The organism is Paenibacillus sp. FSL M7-0802 (assembly GCF_038004945.1).
Classification (GTDB): domain Bacteria; phylum Bacillota; class Bacilli; order Paenibacillales; family Paenibacillaceae; genus Paenibacillus; species Paenibacillus polymyxa_B.
The window spans coordinates 1,858,195-1,875,869 of record NZ_JBBOSD010000001.1; the positions used below are offsets into that span (position 1 = coordinate 1,858,195).

Sequence of the window (17,675 nt, forward strand, 5' to 3'; positions counted from 1 at the left end):
GAAACTCTACATTATAATGATCAATATAGAAGGCTTCTGCTTAGTTATTAATTTCAGCGGGTTGCATCATTTGCATCATATGATTTCATATGTACCTATTCCTTCTGTCATTTTGTTCGGGACAACAGGAATAAAAAATACGGAGCTCCTACCACAGCAACCACCACACCTGCGGGAATCGCATTCGGCTGAAACACCGAGCGCCCAATCGTGTCTGCGGTGACCAGAATAACGACCCCGACCAAACAGGCTACTGGCAGCAAATGCTGGTACATCGGCCCAACCAGACGGCGAGCCAGATGAGGCGCAATCAGCCCAATAAAACCGATGCCTCCAGCCATGGATACGCTGGCACTGGATAGAGCCACGGCTGCGCCCAGCAGTAATAGACGCTGGCGCTTCACATTTGTGCCGATTCCAGCTGCGGTCTCGTCGCCCAACGACAGATTGTTCAGACTGCGCGTCTGCGACAGAACGTAGGGTAATACAATGACTATCCAAGGCAACAAAGCCGCTGCGTGTATCCAATCCCGGCCCCAAACGCTGCCAGCCAACCAACGTGCAGTAAATGCGTACGTATCCTCATCCAGCCGCAACGACCAATACAGCGTTATGGCGCTAAGACCCGAGGCTACACCGATGCCGGACAAAATCAGACGCACCGGCACGATTCCTCTGCTGCGGTTATAGGACAACAAAACAATTAGCACCGCCGCAATGACACCTCCTGCAAAGGTAAACAAGGGGATCAGAACGGCGGCCGATCCGTCCAGGTCGCGAAAAAAGCTAACGAACATCACCAGTCCCAACGCAGCCCCCGCATGAAGACCGAGCACTCCCGGATCAGCAAGTGCGTTCCGTGACAAGCCTTGCATGACCGCCCCGGCTGCGCCTAGTCCCGCTCCAGCTAGCACCGTTACAACAATACGAGGCAGACGATATTCGAACAGAACGATATGATCACGTCCGTTGCCACCGCCAAACAACGTATCCAGCACGCGTAGCGGTGGAATACGAATCGTTCCGGTATTCAAACCCAAAACAAGGACAGCAAAGCTGATCCCCGCCAATACCAAACAAACGAGCCAAGCCTTTTTCGTTCTTGTGTCCCCAATCCCTAAAGAGCGACTCACTATAAATCCCTCCTTTCCTTACGGGCGAGAAAGAGGAAAAAGGGTACTCCGATAAAAGACACCATAATCCCAATAGCTAGCTCCTCTGGCGGATTTGCCATTCTCGCTCCCAAATCTGCCAGCACCAGTAATACGGCTCCCAATAACGCAGACAGCGGCACGATCTGGCGATAATCCACACCGATTAGCTTGCGAGCGATATGTGGGATAACCAAACCTACAAAGCCGATGGCTCCGGCAGCCGATACAGATAGGCCGGCCAGTACCACTACAGTCAGCAGACCCAAAAGTTGGATACGCCTGAGATTCAACCCAAGGTTTAACGCCACCTCATCGCCCATCGAAATCAGCGAAATGGAACGTGCCAGCCCCATAGACCAGACGATCACAATAAGCAAAATCGGTGCAAGAATCTCAAGCTGCGACCATTTAATCCCGGCTACACCACCCGCATACCAGAAGGCTAAATCCTGACTTAGATCAAAATAAATCGCAATCCCCGAAGTCATGGAACCTAACAAGGCAGCCGTGACAGCTCCAGACACCGTCAATCTCATAGGTGTCAATCCTCCCGGTGCAGATGCTCCCAGACCAAATACTAGTAAGGTACTCATCAGCGCCCCTAGGAACGACAATACTATTAACGCCCCATAAGGTAGATTGGGGAAAAAGGCAAAACTCACTGCAACTACAAACATCGCTCCTGCGTTAATGCCCAGCACACCTGTATCTCCCAGCGGGTTGTGTGTAATACCCTGAATCAGAGAGCCTGCCACCGCCAGCGCAGCTCCAATAACAGCTGCACCGAGTACACGCGGTAATCTCAGCTCGTGAATGATCTGATGTGTCATTAGCGAACGATCATAGTGAAATACTGCCGACCACACGGTGCTTACGGTCAAGTGCTTGGCTCCAAAAGAAATGGCGGCGAATATGGCCAAAGCCAACAATACAGCCGAAGCTGTGAACAACAACGCCTGCCGAATCCTACCCGCTCGAAGCACTGGAGGTGCTGTTATGACTACTTTAGGAACTTCCCTCTCTGTCAGAGCTGTATGTTTGTCCATGCTGTCTTTGGACTGCATTTGGTGAGGTCACTCCCTCCATACCTGAAAATCATCACGTCTCTTATAACGATAATGATAATTATTATCAACTTGATACATAATAGCATGTTTCTATGACATTGCAAGCCAAAAACTGTTCCCCCTTAGGAGGAACAGTTTTTGAATATATCTATATGATTTTACTGCACAAATGACTCCAAACGGTCCTCTCTTTAGTACGTAGGCCAGCCTGCCGAATCCCATTTCAAATCACTAATCAGAAGCTTTGGATTTCCACCATCAGTGGCATCATAGGCATGACGTGCAATCACACTGTTGTTATAGACAGATTGTCCACCCGGTCCCTTCCAACGGTCATTCCCTGCATCCAGTATCGTTCCACCGCCATCCATCAGGCTTTTGCCGCTCTTGTCCACATACGGTCCGGTAATACTAGTAGAGCGACCGTAAATAATCTTATAATTACTGTCTACGCCTTTGCAGCAGTTATCAATGGAAGCAAACAGATAATAATAGCCGTCGCGGTATGTAACATGTGGCGCTTCCAAACCACCAGCCGTACGCTTGGCGATAGAATAGATCTGGCCCGTAGGCTTCATCGTATTCTTGTCCAATCGAGTCACTTTCAAGCCTGAATTCCATGAACCAAAGGAAAGCCAAGGGTTACCGGAAGCGTCAATGACGAGATTTGGGTCAATAGCATTATAATCGTTAGCATCCGTCGTACGCAGCACTAGTCCATCATCTCTCCAGCTCCCCGCGCCAATGCTCGTTGCGGAAGCTAGTCCGATAGCCGAGGTCCGGGCACCAAAAGTAGAAATGGAATAGTACAGCCATACCCGTCCATTATACTTTTGAGCATCCGGTGCCCATACATCGTTAGTCTTTTGCTTAGGTACATACGATTTCCACCATGATGGCGGTGACAGGAATATTTGCGGCAATCTGTAAAAATTGCGTCCGTCATCCGATCTTTGAACCTGTATCCCCTGCCCTGTGGAGAAAATATACCATGCGTTGCCTTCCTTCGTAATGGACGGATCATGCACTGCCACATCGCCAGTTAACGCCCAATGCTCTGCGGATGCAGATGGCATCACTGACAGCATTAAAGCAGCCGAGGTTACGGCAGCAAACGCCGTTCGGGTCAATTTACTCTGTACTGATTTTTTCCATGCTTTCAACATTCTTTCGCACCTCCGAATGAGTATCTTATAATGAAATTCAGGTGACACACCTATTACATTAGTGTTTATACTTATGAAGTTACCCATATATTAACCTATCAACTTCAGTTTTGTAAACGCTTTATTTCAAATAAAAAGAAATTCATAAACTACGCATAACACTATACATACGAGGATTTTGCAAAATCCTGATACAAAAAAGGAGCCCGTAGGCTCCTTTTCAAATTAACATATTAAATAGATTTTCGTTTTTGTTCAGTTCCGTATATTTAAGCCCCTTGCGGTTCATTCGTTCAATTAAAGGAAGATAGTCATCCTTGTGGAACAGCTCAATGCCGACCAGAGCTGGTCCATTTTCCTTATCATTCTTTTTCGTATATTCAAACCTAGTAATATCGTCGTCTGGTCCAAGCACATCCTGTAGAAACTCACGCAGTGCCCCAGCTCTTTGCGGGAAATTCACCATAAAATAATGCTTCAGTCCTTCGTAAATGAGGGACCGTTCCTTAATCTCCTGCATACGATCTATATCGTTGTTACCACCGCTGACGATACAGACAACCGTTTTGCCTTGAATCTGCTCGCGATACAGATCAAGTGCTGCAACAGGCAGTGAGCCCGCAGGCTCCACAACAATCGCATTTTCATTATACAGCTCCAGAATCGCGGTACATGCTTTACCTTCCGGTACCTTCACAATATCGTCCAAGGTATGCTTACAAATATCGTATGTCAGCTGACCCACACGCTTCACTGCAGCTCCGTCAACAAACTTGTCTATTTGATCCAGTGTAACCACCTTGTGCACACGCATCGCTTCCGTCATCGACGCCGCGCCGAGGGGTTCCACGCCAATTACCTTGGTGGACGGACTCACGGTTTTAACATACGTACCTACGCCTGCCGCCAAACCGCCGCCGCCAATCGTTACGAACACATAGTCCATAGGTGTATCTAGGCTCTCCATCACTTCCATCGCAATCGTACCATTGCCCGCAATAATTTTCGGCTGATCGAACGGATGGATGAAGGTCATTGCCTGCTCGCTGCACACCTTCATGGCCTCGTCATAGGCATCGTCAAACGTGTCTCCGGTCAGAATGACCTCTACACTGTTACCGCCAAAGCGACGAACCTGCTTGACCTTCTGATTGGGCGTTGTACTCGGCATAAATATTTTACCGTGGATACCAAGAGCATTACATGAAAAAGCCACACCTTGCGCATGATTCCCTGCACTCGCACACACGATTCCTTTTTCCATTTGCTCAGGGGTCAAGCTACGGATCATGTTGTAAGCTCCACGGATTTTAAAGGACCGCACGACTTGGAGATCCTCTCTTTTCAGATACACATTACAGTTATATTTGGCCGATAGGACGGCATCCCTCTGTAAAGGTGTACGTACAATCACCTCACGCAGCATATGATGCGCCCGTACAATATCCTCCATGCCAACGGTTGACGCCATGGTCGGGTCAGTTTTCTGGGTTTCTGTTGGTTCCATAGGTTCTCCACGCTCCGCCTGAATATTTCTGTATTTGAGCATTTTGCATAAATCCCAAGAGCGATTTCAAATCAGCAATATACAGATCGAAACGGTTTAGTTCGTCTATATATTGTACTTTTGAGCGTTAGGAATCGAATTATGCAAAGTACTGTATTTGAAATCTTTCAAATATCATACCACGTTTACCCATAGCTTGTGCAGATGATAGTCATGAAAATGAGAATGAAAATCAATCGAATCTAAAAAAAGGCAGACCGGGACAATGCCCGATCAGCCTTTTCTGACGTTGCACATTTCTTGTATTCCATTGCTCTATTTAATACCTTTCCGATTATCCTTTTACTCCGCCTGCCGTCATCCCTTCAATAAAGTAACGCTGGAAGAACAGGAACACGACGAGAATCGGTAAAATAGCCAAAACGGATCCCGCGATCAGCACATCATAATTGTTTCCATACGGCGTCAGCAGACTGGACAAACCAATCGGTAGTGTCAGCATGTCATTGGTACGCAATACAATCATCGGCCACAGGAAGTTATTCCAACTGTTCATCGCCTGCAAAATAGCCATTGCCGCAAATGCAGGCGCCATCAGAGGCATCATAATCCGCACGAAAATGCCATATTCTGAACAGCCGTCAACCCGCGCAGCATCCATAAAGTCCTTGGGAACACCACTCAAATATTGACGGAAGAAAAAGATCGGGATCGGCGCGACGACGAAGGGTAGAATTACGCCCCATACTGTATTAATTAGCTTCATGCCAATCATTAGCTTGTAGAGCGGCAGCATGATAATTTCTACCGGGATCATCATCACGACCAGCACCAGTGTGAAAATCACATTTTTCAATCTAAAACGGTACATCTCCAGACCGTAGCCAACCATCGCGGACAATATCAGACATAACACCGTAAACAAGACGGTAATGACAATACTGTTCCAGTACCATTGAAAATAATCCGTCGTCCCCTGAAAGATGAACGCATAGTTTTTCAAGGACATGATGCCCCACTCCAGCTTAAGATTCAAGCCGTAGCGCAGCAGCTCCGTCGATGGCTTGAACGAGGCAAGCGTCACGGCAAATAGCGGAAACAAGGCAAACCCGGCAAACAGAATGAACAGGACAACGAGCAATGCGGATAACGAGCCTTTTTGTTTCTGAGCCATCGCTTAATCCTCCTTCCGGAACATACCGAAAAATTTGAGCTGGATCAGGTTCAGCACGAGTGTAAATACAAGCAATACAATGCCTACCGCAGCTCCAAAGCCCATACTGTTCTGCTCCAGACCTTGGCGATAGAGATAGCCAACAATCGTTAAACCAATATCGTTCGGGGAGTTATTTCCGTTCCACAGCATGTAGCTCTCCGTGAACATGGATAACCCCGCATAAATGCTAATCGTAAATACGTAGATCGTTACTGGTTTCAGCATAGGAATCGTAATCCGCCAAAATGAATCGAAACGACTGGCTCCATCAATCTGCGCAGCCTCATACAACTCAGGAGGAATGTTCTGGAGTCCCGACATGTAGTACAACATATTTACGCCCAACCATCTCCACAAGGCCAGCACGATCAACGCTAAAAAGCCGGTGTTCGCGTTCATTAGCCATTTGTAAGGCTCCAGACCGAATACCCCCAACAGGGAGTTCATCAGCGAACCATCCAATTCCCCGAACATGAGGCGGAAGATCGTTCCTGCTACCACCACTGAGGTTAGTGCAGGGATAAACATCACGGAGCGAAACAACCCTCTGCCCGGCATTTTAGGCGAATTCAGCAATACCGCCAATACCAGCGGCAGAGGAATCAGCACGACCAGGGTAAGGAGCGTGTACAGGACGCTATTCAATATCGCCTTTCCAAACGTAGGATTGATTAAGTCCTTATAATTTTCCAGTCCAACATAAGTTGTTATCCCTGGCAGGACTTCCTGAAAGCTCATAATGACCGTCGATATGACCGGATAGGCAAAAAATAGCGCAAAGGACAGTAAAAATGGAAGGACAAACACATACGGTGCCGTACGGCTGGAATGAATAAAGCGACTCCATCGGCTTCTGGTCGGACGCTGAGGCTGTGGCGGCTGACCTGTCGGTACATTAGCGTTCGTATGAACGGGCGTTGCCATGAATCTCACTCCCTTTCCTGTTGGGGTCTATCTCAGTTCATCTGCCAGCTCATGTAGCACCGTGGCTGGATCTTCGCCATTCTGTAGTGTCCGATAAAGTATTTTATTACGCACAGCACTGGCGATATCAGGCGTTTTCGGACCGATATGCACCGCATTGATTTCATCTTTGACTTCGATGAGCGTGTCAAAAATATTCGTTCCGAAATACTCCGTAAATTTATTCTTGGCTTTGGCTTCCGGCATGGTCCACACTTCACTACGGATGGGATCAAAACCAAGCTGCTTCCAGATCTCCACATTCCCTTGCTTGGATAGCTTGGCAAAGGCCAGAAAGCGCATCGCCAGATCCTGGTGCTCTGATTGGTTCGTGACTACTGTTCCGGTTCCACCCATACCCGCTGAGCGAAAACCACCTTTTTCCCACGCTGGCATGGGTCTGATGATAATTTTACCTTTTAGGTCAGGCATGTAATCCGTAAAACGTCCCATATACCACATCGGCATCCATACCGAAGCGGCCCCACCTTTGTTCATAAATCCGTAGTATTCCTCCATGTGATGCCCGCCGCCCGGTGCGGGAATAGCGATTTTGTCTTTTATCATCTGTTGAAGAAACTCGAGTGTTTTAATATTGGTTTCGTTATCCAACGTCAACTCGCCCTTGTCATCCAGAAAATCTGAATTTTGCTGGGAGATCATCGGCCAATAGCTCCATAGGTCATTCGTTTCTAAGGTCGCCATGGGCTTGCCTGTTTTCGCCAGTACTTGCTTGCCTGCAGCAGCATAGTCTGCCCAGGTGACGATGGAATCCGGGTTTACCCCCGCCTGGTCCATAATCTCTTTATTGTAGTACATCACTTCGGCCCCAACGTGGAAGTCAATGCCGTAATATTTACCGTCTTTGCCGTAAATCTGTACTCTGGAAGGCACAATGTTATTGATCTCGGGGTCAATCACCGGATTGAGCGGGACCAGCTGCGGTATGCCTTTGAGGAAATTACCGATCTTGTTCACCTCGATATCCGCGATATCCGGCGCTCCCACCCCCGATTGCAGCGCAATCGACAGCTTACTGTGATGGTTATCATAAGGAAATGTATTCGCTTTCAAATTAATCAATTCATCAGGGTGCTGTTGGTTCCATTGGTCAGCCATTTGCAGAAAAAACTTCTCATGCAGTTCATTGAACGTCCATAATACAAGTTCTGTTCCCGGCCCATCCTTTTCATCGGTCTTGAAAGAACAGCCTTGCAGCAGTCCAGCCATCAAAACCACCGCCATAAGCATCAAAGCCATGCGTTTTCTTCGCAGCAGCATATCCTTCCCCCTTCGCATGATGAAATCCTAATTCGTAAATGATTGCGCTTTCTTTTATTATTTAACATCAACACAAATTAGTTTACAACAACATTATTTATAAAATATTTATTTTCAACGCAGATTAGCGTCTCCTTTGCATTATAGGGGGAAAATGAATTGAATGAGGCTATGATGATTTTTGCATAAAAAAGAGGCCCCACTCGAATTGAAACTCGAAGTTGGGCCTCACTTTTTTAACTACTCTTGGGAATGGGCTGCTTCGTCCTTTACTTCTTCCCGAAATGATCTAATACTTTCTTTACGACGATTATTTTTTTCTTCGATCTGCTTACGCTCCTCGTTGCTGATTTCAGAGGAAAATTCGTTTAGATATCCTTCAGCTTCATGCAGGTTCTGCTGTGTGTTCTGAATACTTTGTTGCAAATGTTCAACATTATCGGCTCGATTATCTGGTTTTGCCATTCGTTTGTCGCCTCCTAATTATGGGGTCGCTCAGTAGAGCGCTAATCCGTAGCTTGATCGCTATCGGATCATTTTATGCATTAAAATGCTCCCCAAACCACTTTCCTGCGGCTTCGGCTTCAGTCCGAGTCAATTGATGACCATTGCGTTCCCAATATGCTTCCACCTGCGCTCCGGCCCCTTCCAATAATGCTTGCAGCTCCTGAGATTCCGAAATCGGAACAATTGGATCATTCTCACCGGAAGACAAAAATACAGGGATACCATTCAAAGCTGGCAAATCTAGGCCACGCAACGGCACCATTGCATGGTGCAAAATAGCTCCACGTAACGCTTTTGCATCGTGAAAGAGCATGCTGGCGGCTATGTTTGCACCATTGGAATAGCCAAGAGCCACCACGTTATTACGATCAAAATCGTATTGCTCTGCAGCTGTGTCCACAAATTCGCTCAGTTCTTTGGTGCGAAATACGAGATCCTCAATGTCGAACACTCCTTCTGCCAAACGGCGAAAGAAACGCGGCATCCCATTTTCCAGCACATTTCCTCTCACGCCTAATACAGAAGCTCCCGGTGCTACCATCTCAGCCAAAGGTATCAGGTCTTGTTCGTTCCCGCCTGTACCATGCAACAGCAAAATAACCGGGGCTTGCGGATGATTTCCTTTACGAAATACGTGTTTCATTTATATTTCCTCCTCATTTTTTCTTTAAATTAAGATTCTTATTTTTAGTATAAATTAATTATAGCCAACTTCGCTGCCTTTTACAAACCTAATTAGTCTGATCTAAATCTTTTTTCTAAAATGATGTCTTGTTCCATTGACATGCAGTATAGCTCTATTTTACTATGATGTTAGATATTTAGAATATTATCTAAATATCTAAAGGAGGAAATGTATTTTGAACGATGCCTTCAAAGCTTTGGCTGATCCGACCCGGCGTACAATCTTACAGCTTTTAAAGGAGAAAAGTATGAGCGCAGGTGAAGTGGCTGAACATTTTCAAATTAGTAAGCCCAGCATCTCCCACCATCTCAATATCCTGAAGCAGGCTGGGCTGGTGCTGGATGAACGACAGGGGCAAAACATTATCTACACCCTGCATACAACGGTTGTGGCGGATGTCATCGGTTGGATGTTCAGCATCGCCCACTCCGATACCCCTGCCCAGAAAAATGTGAATCATATCAAGGATACGGAGGGATCTGAATGAAATTTCGAATACATTGGAGCTTTACAGATGTTTTGACGACTTTGATTGCCTTATCACCTGCGATAGGAGCTATATTGCTGTACGACCGACTTCCCAATGTTCTAGCCTCGCATTTTGGCTTTGACAATACAGCAGACGGGTATATGAGCAAAAGTGGTTCTATTATCATGCTCGTGCTGTTGGGTCTAGTACCGCTGGTCATTCGATTGGCACGCTACATGGACCCCAACAGAGCTAATTATGAGAAATTTTCAAAAGCCTATGAAGTTACGCGTGCAGGTATTTCTTTGGTTCTCGCTGTAGCTGGATGGGGGATGCTGCTGTATAACCTGAACATACGACTGCAAATGAATACTATAATTTTGGGGGTAATAGGCCTGCTGCTGCTGGTGATGGGTAATTATATGACTCAGGTGCAGCCGAACTATACTTTCGGTATCCGCACGCCGTGGACTCTGTCCAACCCGGAGGTATGGCGTAAAACGCACCGTTTCGGTGGACCTATGATGATGCTCGGTGGTGCTTCGGGTTTGGTGGCGGCATGGGTCGATGGAGTGGCGGGAACGGTCATTTTTCTATCCATGCTGATCATATCCGTCATCTCTCCCATACTCTATTCTCTCTTGTTGTATCGTAAGCTAAACCAGTAAGCAGACAAAGCCAAACCTGAACCTAAAAAAGGAACCTCCCAATCCACGTAAACGTAGAATTAGGAGGTTCTTTGTACATTTAATCTTAATATTAGAACAGCAGCTTATCGGGATGCGTGCCTACACGCTCATCAAGATGAAGACCATTGATTCGTTCAATATCCTCAGTCGTCAATTCAAAATCGAATAAATCAGCATTTTCGCGAATACGATGCGCGGTTACAGATTTGGGAATCGTCACAATCCCCCGATCCAGATGCCAACGCAAAATAACCTGCGAAGAGGTTTTACCGTATTTGGCAGCAATCTCAACGATGTCCGCTTGCTCGGTTAATTTCCCCTTCATCAGCGGACTCCACGATTCAAGCTGAATCTGGTGCTCCCGGCAGTATTGATGCAACTCTTGTTGAGTCAGACGAGGGTGAAGCTCCACTTGGTTGATGACAGGAACCATGTTGCTGTCTTTGAGGAGGTCTTCGAGATGGTGAACTTGGAAGTTACTAACTCCGATAGCGCGTACGCTTCCTTCTTCATACAGTCGTTCGAATGCCTTCCAGGTTTCCTTGTACTTATCCTTGCCAGGCCAATGAATGAGATACAGATCAATGATATCCAGACCCAGCCGCTTACGGCTTTCCTCAAAGGCACGCAGTGTTGAATCGTAGCCTTGATCCTGATTCCATAGCTTGGTAGTTACAAACAGGTTTTCTCTAGCCGCTCCACTATCACGAATGGCTTGTCCAACCAGTTCCTCGTTGCCGTAGATCGCCGCTGTATCAATGTGACGGTAACCGACCTCAATAGCTGTTTTGACCGCTTCGTAGACCTCATTGCCTTCCGCCTTGTAAGTACCGAAACCGAGCCAAGGCATCTGAACTCCGTTATTCAGTACAGTTGTATCCGCAATGTTCCCCATGTCTATTCCTCCTGTTCCTGATTATGAATTATTCAACGGGATGATTACAGTTTAGTTGCATCCTGAAAAGCATTCACTTGAAGTGGAGCAGCCAACAATTCTTTAGCCGCGGCAACAAATGCCTGGAAATGGGCAGAATTATTATGGAAATCTACAGCAGCAGCATCTTTCCACTCTTCAACCATCGTAAATGCGTTGGGATCATTCAGATCCTGCATTAACGTGTAACGTACATTGCCTTCTTCAGCTTGGGATGCGCTGATCAGCCCTTGGGTTTGTTGCAGAAAAGTCTCTCTTTTTTCAGGTAAAACTTTCATATCGGCATGAATAATAATCATATTATGTTCCTCCTCGTATTATGTAACTATTTCTATTATAGACCATTCTTTCGACAGAATAAAAGTGCGGGCGTTTCTGTAATACAGTAAAATGGATCGTATGGGGGAGAAGATCAGCTGATCCGTTCCTCCTATATTTTGTTTAACGGCGGTGAAGGCATGTGCGTTTTCAGACAAAACTAATGGTATTTATATCTCTTTTAGTACTGGTAGTTACCGGGCTGTTGGGATTATCCTTTCGATATATGATCACCTCCGCTCTATATGATGAAATCGGAGAAAGGGCGCTCACCGTCGCCAATACCCTCGCCGTAGATGCGCAGGTCAGAGACGCTCTGGAGCAGACTGAGACGACGCAATTGCGTTCGCGTATCAACGAGGTCATAAAGCCTGTCCAAGCCAGCAGCGGCGCTGATTTTATTACTATTGCTGATCGTCATCTCATTCGACAGTGGCATGTAAACCCGGAGCGCATCGGCACGCCTATGATAGACCCCATGAATGATAAGGTACTGCAAGGGCAGTCCTTTATCACTGAATCGACGGGTTCTCTCGGACCGTCAATACGCGCCAAAACAGCCGTTTATGATACGCAAGGTAAGGCCATCGGGCTCGTCTCTGTAGGTTTTTTAATGACAGATGTGCAGCAAAATATTCGTACATACACATATGCATGGCTCTGGTTTATGGTGGGCGCGCTGATGATCGGCATATTGGGAAGCCTGGTTATAGCGCAACGGGTTCGACGCGCACTGCATGGACTGGAGCCAGTGGAGATCGGACGGTTGTACCAGGAAAAGCAAGCCATTATTGAGTCCATCGGCGAAGGAATTATCGCGGTTAATAGTAACGGACAAATCACACTTGCCAATCCACAGGCAGCTCGCTTAATCGGACTCCCCGCGGAAACCTCTATCTACGGATGCGACCTTCGTCACTTGACAGGTGTTCCAGATGTACTGGTTGATATGCTTGTTGCCGATTACACAGTAGAGCATTCAACGATGGGGCCAGATCAGGGACAGGACATATGGAATAAGGAAATTGAGGTCCAGCAGCGAATTGTAGTCGTCAGCCGTGTGCCGATCCAGGATCGTTCCGGTCGCATCATGGGCACAGTTGCCAGTCTGCGTGACAAGACCGAACTGCTCCACATGACACAACAGTTGACAGAGGTCAAAGATTACGCGGAAGTACTTCGATCACAAACACACGAATACGCCAATCGGCTGTATCTCATATCCGGCCTGATTCAGTTGGAGTGTTATGACGAAGCGGTGGACTTTATCACCCAGGAATCAGAGGAATATCGTGTACACAGGCCGATTGGCACAGCTCTCCTAACCGATTCAATCATCGCCAGCCTACTGATCGGTAAGAAGAAACAGGCGCTGGAAAAAGGGGTTTTACTCCATTTTGATATTAAAGGAGCATTCTCAACCCAGTCTCCTACGTTGGAGTGGTCCTTTCTCGCTTCCATAGCCGGAAACCTGCTGGACAATGCCATGGAAGCTGTTGCGATGTCCTCCATCTCTGACGGACAGGTCTGGTTCCGGCTTGAAGAAACGACTGAAGCCATCATCGTCGAAGTTGCGGATAACGGATCGGGAATTTCGGACGATATCCAAGAAAAGCTGTTTGTCAGGGGAGCTTCGACCAAAGCAGATGCAGGACATGGATATGGCCTTGCTCTCGTGCTGGAGTACACTGAACGAATGGGCGGCTCTATTGAAGTGCATGAACGGCCTGGTGGTGGAAGTATTTTTGAGGTATACATTCCTTTACATAGGACAGATATGAGTAATGATGCAAAAGGAGGTTATGCCCATGAATGAGCGGGTTTTATCGGACATTGAGGTTCTTATTATTGAAGACGATCCGCGAATTGCGGAGATTAACCGCCGATTTATTGAAAAGGTAGACGGGTTCACCGTATGTGCAATCGCCACGAACGAATTTGAGGCAAAACTTCAACTGGACGTGCTCCGTCCTCCTCTAGTCGTGCTGGATGTTTATTTTCCCGACACAGATGGTCTAACCCTGCTATCGTTCATCAAGCAACACTATCCGGGTACAGATGTTATTATGCTGACTGCCGCCAAAGAAGCTGAAACAGTGGTACAAGCCGTTCGAGCAGGCGTGTTTGATTTTATCGTAAAGCCGCTTATATTCGAGAGATTGCGTGCGACCTTGGAGGAATATGCCCGATTTCGGCGACAAATCACAACATGGCAAGAGGAACAATCCACAGTCGAACAATCTGAAATTGACAGTTTGCTTCAAAGCGCGGGCACCGGTCGGATGGCGGGGAACGGAGTCGGAGAATTATGGGCCAAAGGCATCGATAAAGTAACTTGCGACAAAGTGCTAGATCTCCTGAATCGACGGGGTGAGGTGACTACAGGTACAGTGGGAATTGAGCTGGGTATGAGCCGCTCTACAGCCAGAAGGTATCTGGAGTATTTAGTGGAAAGTGGCGACGCGCACCACGATCAGGTGTACGGAACCGTCGGCAGACCGGAGCGTATCTATCGGCGACAGCGGAGGGATGCATAAACCGCCCAACTCAGATGTCCTGTTACTTCCCCCTCCTCCTATTCATAATTTTATTGAATTTAATTCACTTAATCGATCAAAACGGTTTAAATGACCACATTATTTACGTCCTCCTTCCCGATTGCTAGAATGATCAACAGTTAGTTGATTGATAATGATTATCAGTTTCTCTGATAATCATACTGGAACGGGGGATAACGTATGGCAACACCGAAACAACCACTGCGCACAGGCATGCTGCTTGCAGCGATCCTGGCACTACTGACGGTCATTATGGCGGGATGTGGAAGCCAGTCACAAGATAACAGCGCAGCAGCACCTCAAGCAACAGGCGACACTCGAATGATTAAACATGAGATGGGAGAAACCAAGGTTACAGGTACACCCAAAAGAATCGTAACCCTGGAATTCTCTTTTGTCGATGCCACAACCCAACTGGGCGTTACTCCTGTCGGCATAGCTCAGGAAAATGACGATGATATTGATGGGCTGCTCGGTAAGAAAATCAACTTCACACCAGTAGGCACGCGCAAACAGCCAAACCTGGAAACGATCAGCTCCCTGAAGCCGGATTTGATTATTGCCGATCTGAATCGTCATAAAAGCATATACAAAGAACTAAGCGAGATTGCTCCGACCATTGTTCTAAAGAGCCGCAATTCCTCCTATGAACAAAACCTGGCTTCCTTCGGTGTCATCGCCGATGCGTTGGGTGAGAAGGAAAAAGGCGAGCAAATTCTCGCTGCGCATAAAGCTACCATGGAAAAGTTAAAAGAAGGCATCAAAGCTGGCGAGTCACGTAGCGTATTGCTAGGGGTATTCCGCTCTGATTCACTATCGGCTCACGGTGCTTCATCCTTTGATGGACAATTGCTGGAGCAAGCGGGTATTCACAATGCCCTTCAAAATACAAGCGAGCCTACCGTCAAGCTGACGCTGGAACAGATCGCACAAGCGGATCCTGATGTGATCTTTTTGGTGGAAGCCGATGAGAAGCTGATTGCGGAATGGAAGCAAAATCCGCTTTGGCAAAACATTACGGCCGTCAAAAAAGGGGAAGTTTACGAAGTGAACCGGGCACTATGGACCCGGTACCGTGGACTCGGCTCAGCCGAGAAAATACTGGAGCAAGCCATTTCGCTTCTGTATCCCGCGCAAAGTAAAGGAGACGGCTCCCGTTGATCGGACAAGTCTCACGCGACCGGCTGAATAAGCCGGTCTTCTTTGCACTTATCGCTGCGTTGCTGGCTGGATTGCTGCTCAGCGTGGCGATTGGCCCAGTCAGGATGGACATCCCCACCATGCTGACTGCGCTGTTCACCGAGCATCCGTCCAAGGATCAGCTCATTGTCTTGACGGTACGCCTACCGCGTGCCGTTATTGGCCTAATCGTCGGGGCGGGGCTCGCCGTGGCTGGAGCCCTGATGCAGGCCATCACACGCAACCCGCTGGCCTCGCCGCAGGTATTCGGGGTCAGCTCAGGCGCTTCGCTGGCTGTCGTGCTGTCCGTCGTGCTGCTGCCGAATATCGGATCGTCCGGCAGCATTTATTTTGCTTTTGCCGGGGCCATCGCAGGCGGCTCCTTCGTATATGCGCTGGCCGGAACGGCGGGCATGACGCCGGTCAAGCTGGCCCTTGCCGGGATGGCCGTGCATCTGTTGCTGGCCTCCATCACCCAGGGACTGCTCGTGTTCAACGAGCAAATATCCGATGTGCTGTATTGGCTCGCCGGAGCCATCGATGGTTCCACTTGGGCCGACACGCGTCTGGTGCTGCCATGGTTCGCCGTGGGTATGATCCTCGCGCTGGCGTTGGCCCCCTCGCTCTCTGTGCTGAGCCTCGGGACGGAAGTCGCACAGGGATTGGGACAAAACGTACGTCTTGTCCGTCTACTGGCCTCGGCCTCAGTGATTATGCTGGCAGGCTCTGCCATAGCGGTAGCCGGGTCCATCGGCTTTGTAGGCCTGATGGTGCCGAATATCATCAAGATGTTTACAGGCGACAATTACAAGCGGGTCATTCCCCTGTCTGCAATCTGCGGAGCTCTGCTGCTGACATATGCAGACGTGCTTGGACGATTTATTGCATTTCCTTATGAGTCGCCCGTTGGTATTGTAACGGCGCTGGTGGGTGCGCCCTTCTTTTTATATCTGGCGCATAAGAACGGGAGGACTTCACGATGAAAAAACTGTGGATTTTACTCGCACTCATGCTGGGTGTTGCTTTTATAGCTATAGGCGTGGGCAGCACCTACATTACGCCCTCTGAGCTGATCACAGCTCTGACTGACCAGAATGCCTCTTCCTGGTTCATCGTTCACCACTATCGGCTGCCACGTGGTCTGCTGGCCATCATGGCCGGAGCTGGGCTGGCAGTAGCCGGTGTTCTGCTACAAGGCATGATCCGCAACCCGCTAGCCTCGCCAGATGTGGTAGGTGTATCCAAGGGGGCCGGCTTTGCGGCGGTTCTCGTCATCGTACTGCTACCCTCATCCCCAGTGGCGCTGTTGCCTGTAGCGGCCTTTGTCGGTGCCGGACTAGCTGCACTGTTGCTCGTACAGCTTTCGATGAAGGGAGGCATGCGTCCCAATATGCTAGCCTTGACCGGACTGGCGGTGGGCGCTATTTTTCAGGCTGCGACCGATTATATACTGGTCAAGTATCCACTCGAAGCCAGCGACACGCTCACTTGGCTAGCTGGAAGTCTGTGGGGAAAAGGCTGGGACGAAGTGTATGGGCTACTGCCGTGGTTAATCGTGTTGCTGCCTCTCGCCTATACCCTACAGCGTAAGCTCGACATTATGAGCCTAGATGAAGAAAGCTCTGCTGGGCTGGGACTTAGCGTGAAACGCGTGCGTACAGGACTGCTAGCCGTGTCAGTCGCCTTGGCTGCCTCCTGTGTTGCTGCCATCGGCTCCATCGGCTTTATCGGACTGCTGGCACCGCATCTGGCACGGCGGTTATTTGGGAATCGCCACCGCTATCTATTGCCCGGCTCGGCGATGATCGGCGCCCTGATTCTCGTCCTTGCTGACGCGCTGGGACGAGGTCTGAAGCCGCCGCTCGAAATTCCCGCTGGCATCGTGACAGCCGTCATTGGCGCGCCATATTTTCTGTATCTATTGCTGCGGGAACGCAAACAAAAAGGCAGCGGATAGGATTAGGATAAGAAGTTGCGCAGCG

At 48.4% G+C, this 17,675-nt stretch carries 18 protein-coding genes; 7 read left to right on the plus strand and 11 right to left on the minus strand.

The window, feature by feature from the left end; genetic code table 11:
- Positions 1 to 107: 107 nt before the first annotated feature.
- The 9 genes from MHB54_RS08795 to MHB54_RS08835 form a co-directional block, all read right to left on the minus strand.
- A complete protein-coding gene (locus MHB54_RS08795; RefSeq protein WP_049828453.1) occupies positions 108 to 1,133 on the minus strand; it encodes a FecCD family ABC transporter permease in 1,026 nt (341 codons plus the stop codon).
- A complete protein-coding gene (locus MHB54_RS08800) occupies positions 1,133 to 2,218 on the minus strand; it encodes a FecCD family ABC transporter permease (RefSeq protein ID WP_340981558.1) in 1,086 nt (361 codons plus the stop codon). The genes MHB54_RS08795 and MHB54_RS08800 overlap by 1 nt, the downstream gene beginning before the upstream one ends.
- A gap of 194 nt (positions 2,219 to 2,412) precedes the next feature.
- Entirely contained in the window at positions 2,413 to 3,387 is a 975-nt protein-coding gene (locus MHB54_RS08805) for a glycoside hydrolase family 43 protein (protein ID WP_023987074.1), read from the minus strand.
- Positions 3,388 to 3,607: 220 nt separating this feature from the next.
- Positions 3,608 to 4,894 (minus strand): threonine ammonia-lyase IlvA, encoded by a 1,287-nt coding sequence (gene ilvA, locus MHB54_RS08810; RefSeq protein ID WP_053326531.1) that lies wholly within the window; start codon positions 4,892 to 4,894, stop codon positions 3,608 to 3,610.
- Between the two features lie 334 nt (positions 4,895 to 5,228).
- Positions 5,229 to 6,068 (minus strand): carbohydrate ABC transporter permease, encoded by an 840-nt coding sequence (locus tag MHB54_RS08815; RefSeq protein ID WP_023987072.1) that lies wholly within the window; start codon positions 6,066 to 6,068, stop codon positions 5,229 to 5,231.
- 3 nt (positions 6,069 to 6,071) lie between these two features.
- A complete protein-coding gene (locus MHB54_RS08820) occupies positions 6,072 to 7,034 on the minus strand; it encodes a carbohydrate ABC transporter permease (RefSeq protein ID WP_023987071.1) in 963 nt (320 codons plus the stop codon).
- A gap of 27 nt (positions 7,035 to 7,061) precedes the next feature.
- Complete coding sequence (locus MHB54_RS08825; RefSeq protein ID WP_023987070.1) at positions 7,062 to 8,354, minus strand: ABC transporter substrate-binding protein; 1,293 nt, start codon at positions 8,352 to 8,354, stop codon at positions 7,062 to 7,064.
- A gap of 240 nt (positions 8,355 to 8,594) precedes the next feature.
- Positions 8,595 to 8,819 carry a small acid-soluble spore protein Tlp gene (gene tlp, locus MHB54_RS08830; RefSeq protein ID WP_013308822.1) on the minus strand — a complete coding sequence of 75 codons (225 nt, stop codon included), beginning with the start codon at positions 8,817 to 8,819 and terminating at the stop codon, positions 8,595 to 8,597.
- A gap of 73 nt (positions 8,820 to 8,892) precedes the next feature.
- A complete protein-coding gene (locus MHB54_RS08835) occupies positions 8,893 to 9,504 on the minus strand; it encodes an alpha/beta hydrolase (RefSeq protein WP_053324659.1) in 612 nt (203 codons plus the stop codon).
- A 217-nt stretch (positions 9,505 to 9,721) separates the two neighbouring features.
- On the opposite strand from MHB54_RS08835, the gene MHB54_RS08840 reads away from it, so the two are divergent.
- Positions 9,722 to 10,033, plus strand: coding sequence for an autorepressor SdpR family transcription factor (locus MHB54_RS08840; RefSeq protein ID WP_013308820.1), 312 nt, complete (start codon positions 9,722 to 9,724; stop codon positions 10,031 to 10,033).
- The gene (locus tag MHB54_RS08845; protein ID WP_053324658.1) at positions 10,030 to 10,683 is read left to right on the plus strand and encodes an SdpI family protein; all 654 of its coding nucleotides are present in this window, start codon (positions 10,030 to 10,032) and stop codon (positions 10,681 to 10,683) included. The genes MHB54_RS08840 and MHB54_RS08845 overlap by 4 nt, the downstream gene beginning before the upstream one ends.
- A gap of 91 nt (positions 10,684 to 10,774) precedes the next feature.
- On the opposite strand, the gene MHB54_RS08850 is transcribed toward MHB54_RS08845, so the two are convergent.
- Together MHB54_RS08850 and MHB54_RS08855 are read right to left on the minus strand one after the other, a co-directional pair.
- Positions 10,775 to 11,599: an aldo/keto reductase gene (locus tag MHB54_RS08850; RefSeq protein WP_025721170.1), complete on the minus strand. Its 825-nt coding sequence runs from the start codon at positions 11,597 to 11,599 to the stop codon at positions 10,775 to 10,777.
- A 44-nt stretch (positions 11,600 to 11,643) separates the two neighbouring features.
- Entirely contained in the window at positions 11,644 to 11,937 is a 294-nt protein-coding gene (locus tag MHB54_RS08855; RefSeq protein ID WP_013308817.1) for a putative quinol monooxygenase, read from the minus strand.
- A gap of 161 nt (positions 11,938 to 12,098) precedes the next feature.
- Between MHB54_RS08855 and MHB54_RS08860 the strand changes: the two genes are divergently transcribed.
- From MHB54_RS08860 to MHB54_RS08880, 5 genes are all read left to right on the plus strand, one after another.
- Positions 12,099 to 13,772 carry an ATP-binding protein gene (locus tag MHB54_RS08860; protein WP_023987066.1) on the plus strand — a complete coding sequence of 558 codons (1,674 nt, stop codon included), beginning with the start codon at positions 12,099 to 12,101 and terminating at the stop codon, positions 13,770 to 13,772.
- Positions 13,765 to 14,493, plus strand: coding sequence for a response regulator (locus tag MHB54_RS08865; protein ID WP_023987065.1), 729 nt, complete (start codon positions 13,765 to 13,767; stop codon positions 14,491 to 14,493). The genes MHB54_RS08860 and MHB54_RS08865 overlap by 8 nt, the downstream gene beginning before the upstream one ends.
- Before the next feature lie 201 nt (positions 14,494 to 14,694).
- Positions 14,695 to 15,675, plus strand: a complete 981-nt coding sequence (locus tag MHB54_RS08870) for an ABC transporter substrate-binding protein (protein WP_023987064.1) — start codon at positions 14,695 to 14,697, stop codon at positions 15,673 to 15,675.
- Positions 15,672 to 16,676 (plus strand): FecCD family ABC transporter permease, encoded by a 1,005-nt coding sequence (locus MHB54_RS08875; RefSeq protein WP_023987063.1) that lies wholly within the window; start codon positions 15,672 to 15,674, stop codon positions 16,674 to 16,676. Before MHB54_RS08870 ends, MHB54_RS08875 begins: the two co-directional genes overlap by 4 nt.
- Positions 16,673 to 17,650: a FecCD family ABC transporter permease gene (locus tag MHB54_RS08880; RefSeq protein ID WP_071559285.1), complete on the plus strand. Its 978-nt coding sequence runs from the start codon at positions 16,673 to 16,675 to the stop codon at positions 17,648 to 17,650. The genes MHB54_RS08875 and MHB54_RS08880 overlap by 4 nt, the downstream gene beginning before the upstream one ends.
- The last annotated feature ends 25 nt before the right edge of the window (positions 17,651 to 17,675 follow it).

Coding starts and splice junctions, on each gene's coding strand:
- MHB54_RS08855 (WP_013308817.1), bottom strand. CDS start 11,937: ATGATTATTATTCATGCCGATATGAAAGTTTTACCTGAAAAAAGAGAG.
- ilvA (WP_053326531.1), bottom strand. CDS start 4,894: ATGGAACCAACAGAAACCCAGAAAACTGACCCGACCATGGCGTCAACC.
- MHB54_RS08800 (WP_340981558.1), bottom strand. CDS start 2,218: ATGCAGTCCAAAGACAGCATGGACAAACATACAGCTCTGACAGAGAGG.
- MHB54_RS08820 (WP_023987071.1), bottom strand. CDS start 7,034: ATGGCAACGCCCGTTCATACGAACGCTAATGTACCGACAGGTCAGCCG.
- MHB54_RS08805 (WP_023987074.1), bottom strand. CDS start 3,387: ATGTTGAAAGCATGGAAAAAATCAGTACAGAGTAAATTGACCCGAACG.
- MHB54_RS08815 (WP_023987072.1), bottom strand. CDS start 6,068: ATGGCTCAGAAACAAAAAGGCTCGTTATCCGCATTGCTCGTTGTCCTG.
- MHB54_RS08880 (WP_071559285.1), top strand. CDS start 16,673: ATGAAAAAACTGTGGATTTTACTCGCACTCATGCTGGGTGTTGCTTTT.
- MHB54_RS08825 (WP_023987070.1), bottom strand. CDS start 8,354: ATGCTGCTGCGAAGAAAACGCATGGCTTTGATGCTTATGGCGGTGGTT.
- MHB54_RS08850 (WP_025721170.1), bottom strand. CDS start 11,599: ATGGGGAACATTGCGGATACAACTGTACTGAATAACGGAGTTCAGATG.
- tlp (WP_013308822.1), bottom strand. CDS start 8,819: ATGGCAAAACCAGATAATCGAGCCGATAATGTTGAACATTTGCAACAA.
- MHB54_RS08835 (WP_053324659.1), bottom strand. CDS start 9,504: ATGAAACACGTATTTCGTAAAGGAAATCATCCGCAAGCCCCGGTTATT.
- MHB54_RS08865 (WP_023987065.1), top strand. CDS start 13,765: ATGAATGAGCGGGTTTTATCGGACATTGAGGTTCTTATTATTGAAGAC.
- MHB54_RS08870 (WP_023987064.1), top strand. CDS start 14,695: ATGGCAACACCGAAACAACCACTGCGCACAGGCATGCTGCTTGCAGCG.
- MHB54_RS08845 (WP_053324658.1), top strand. CDS start 10,030: ATGAAATTTCGAATACATTGGAGCTTTACAGATGTTTTGACGACTTTG.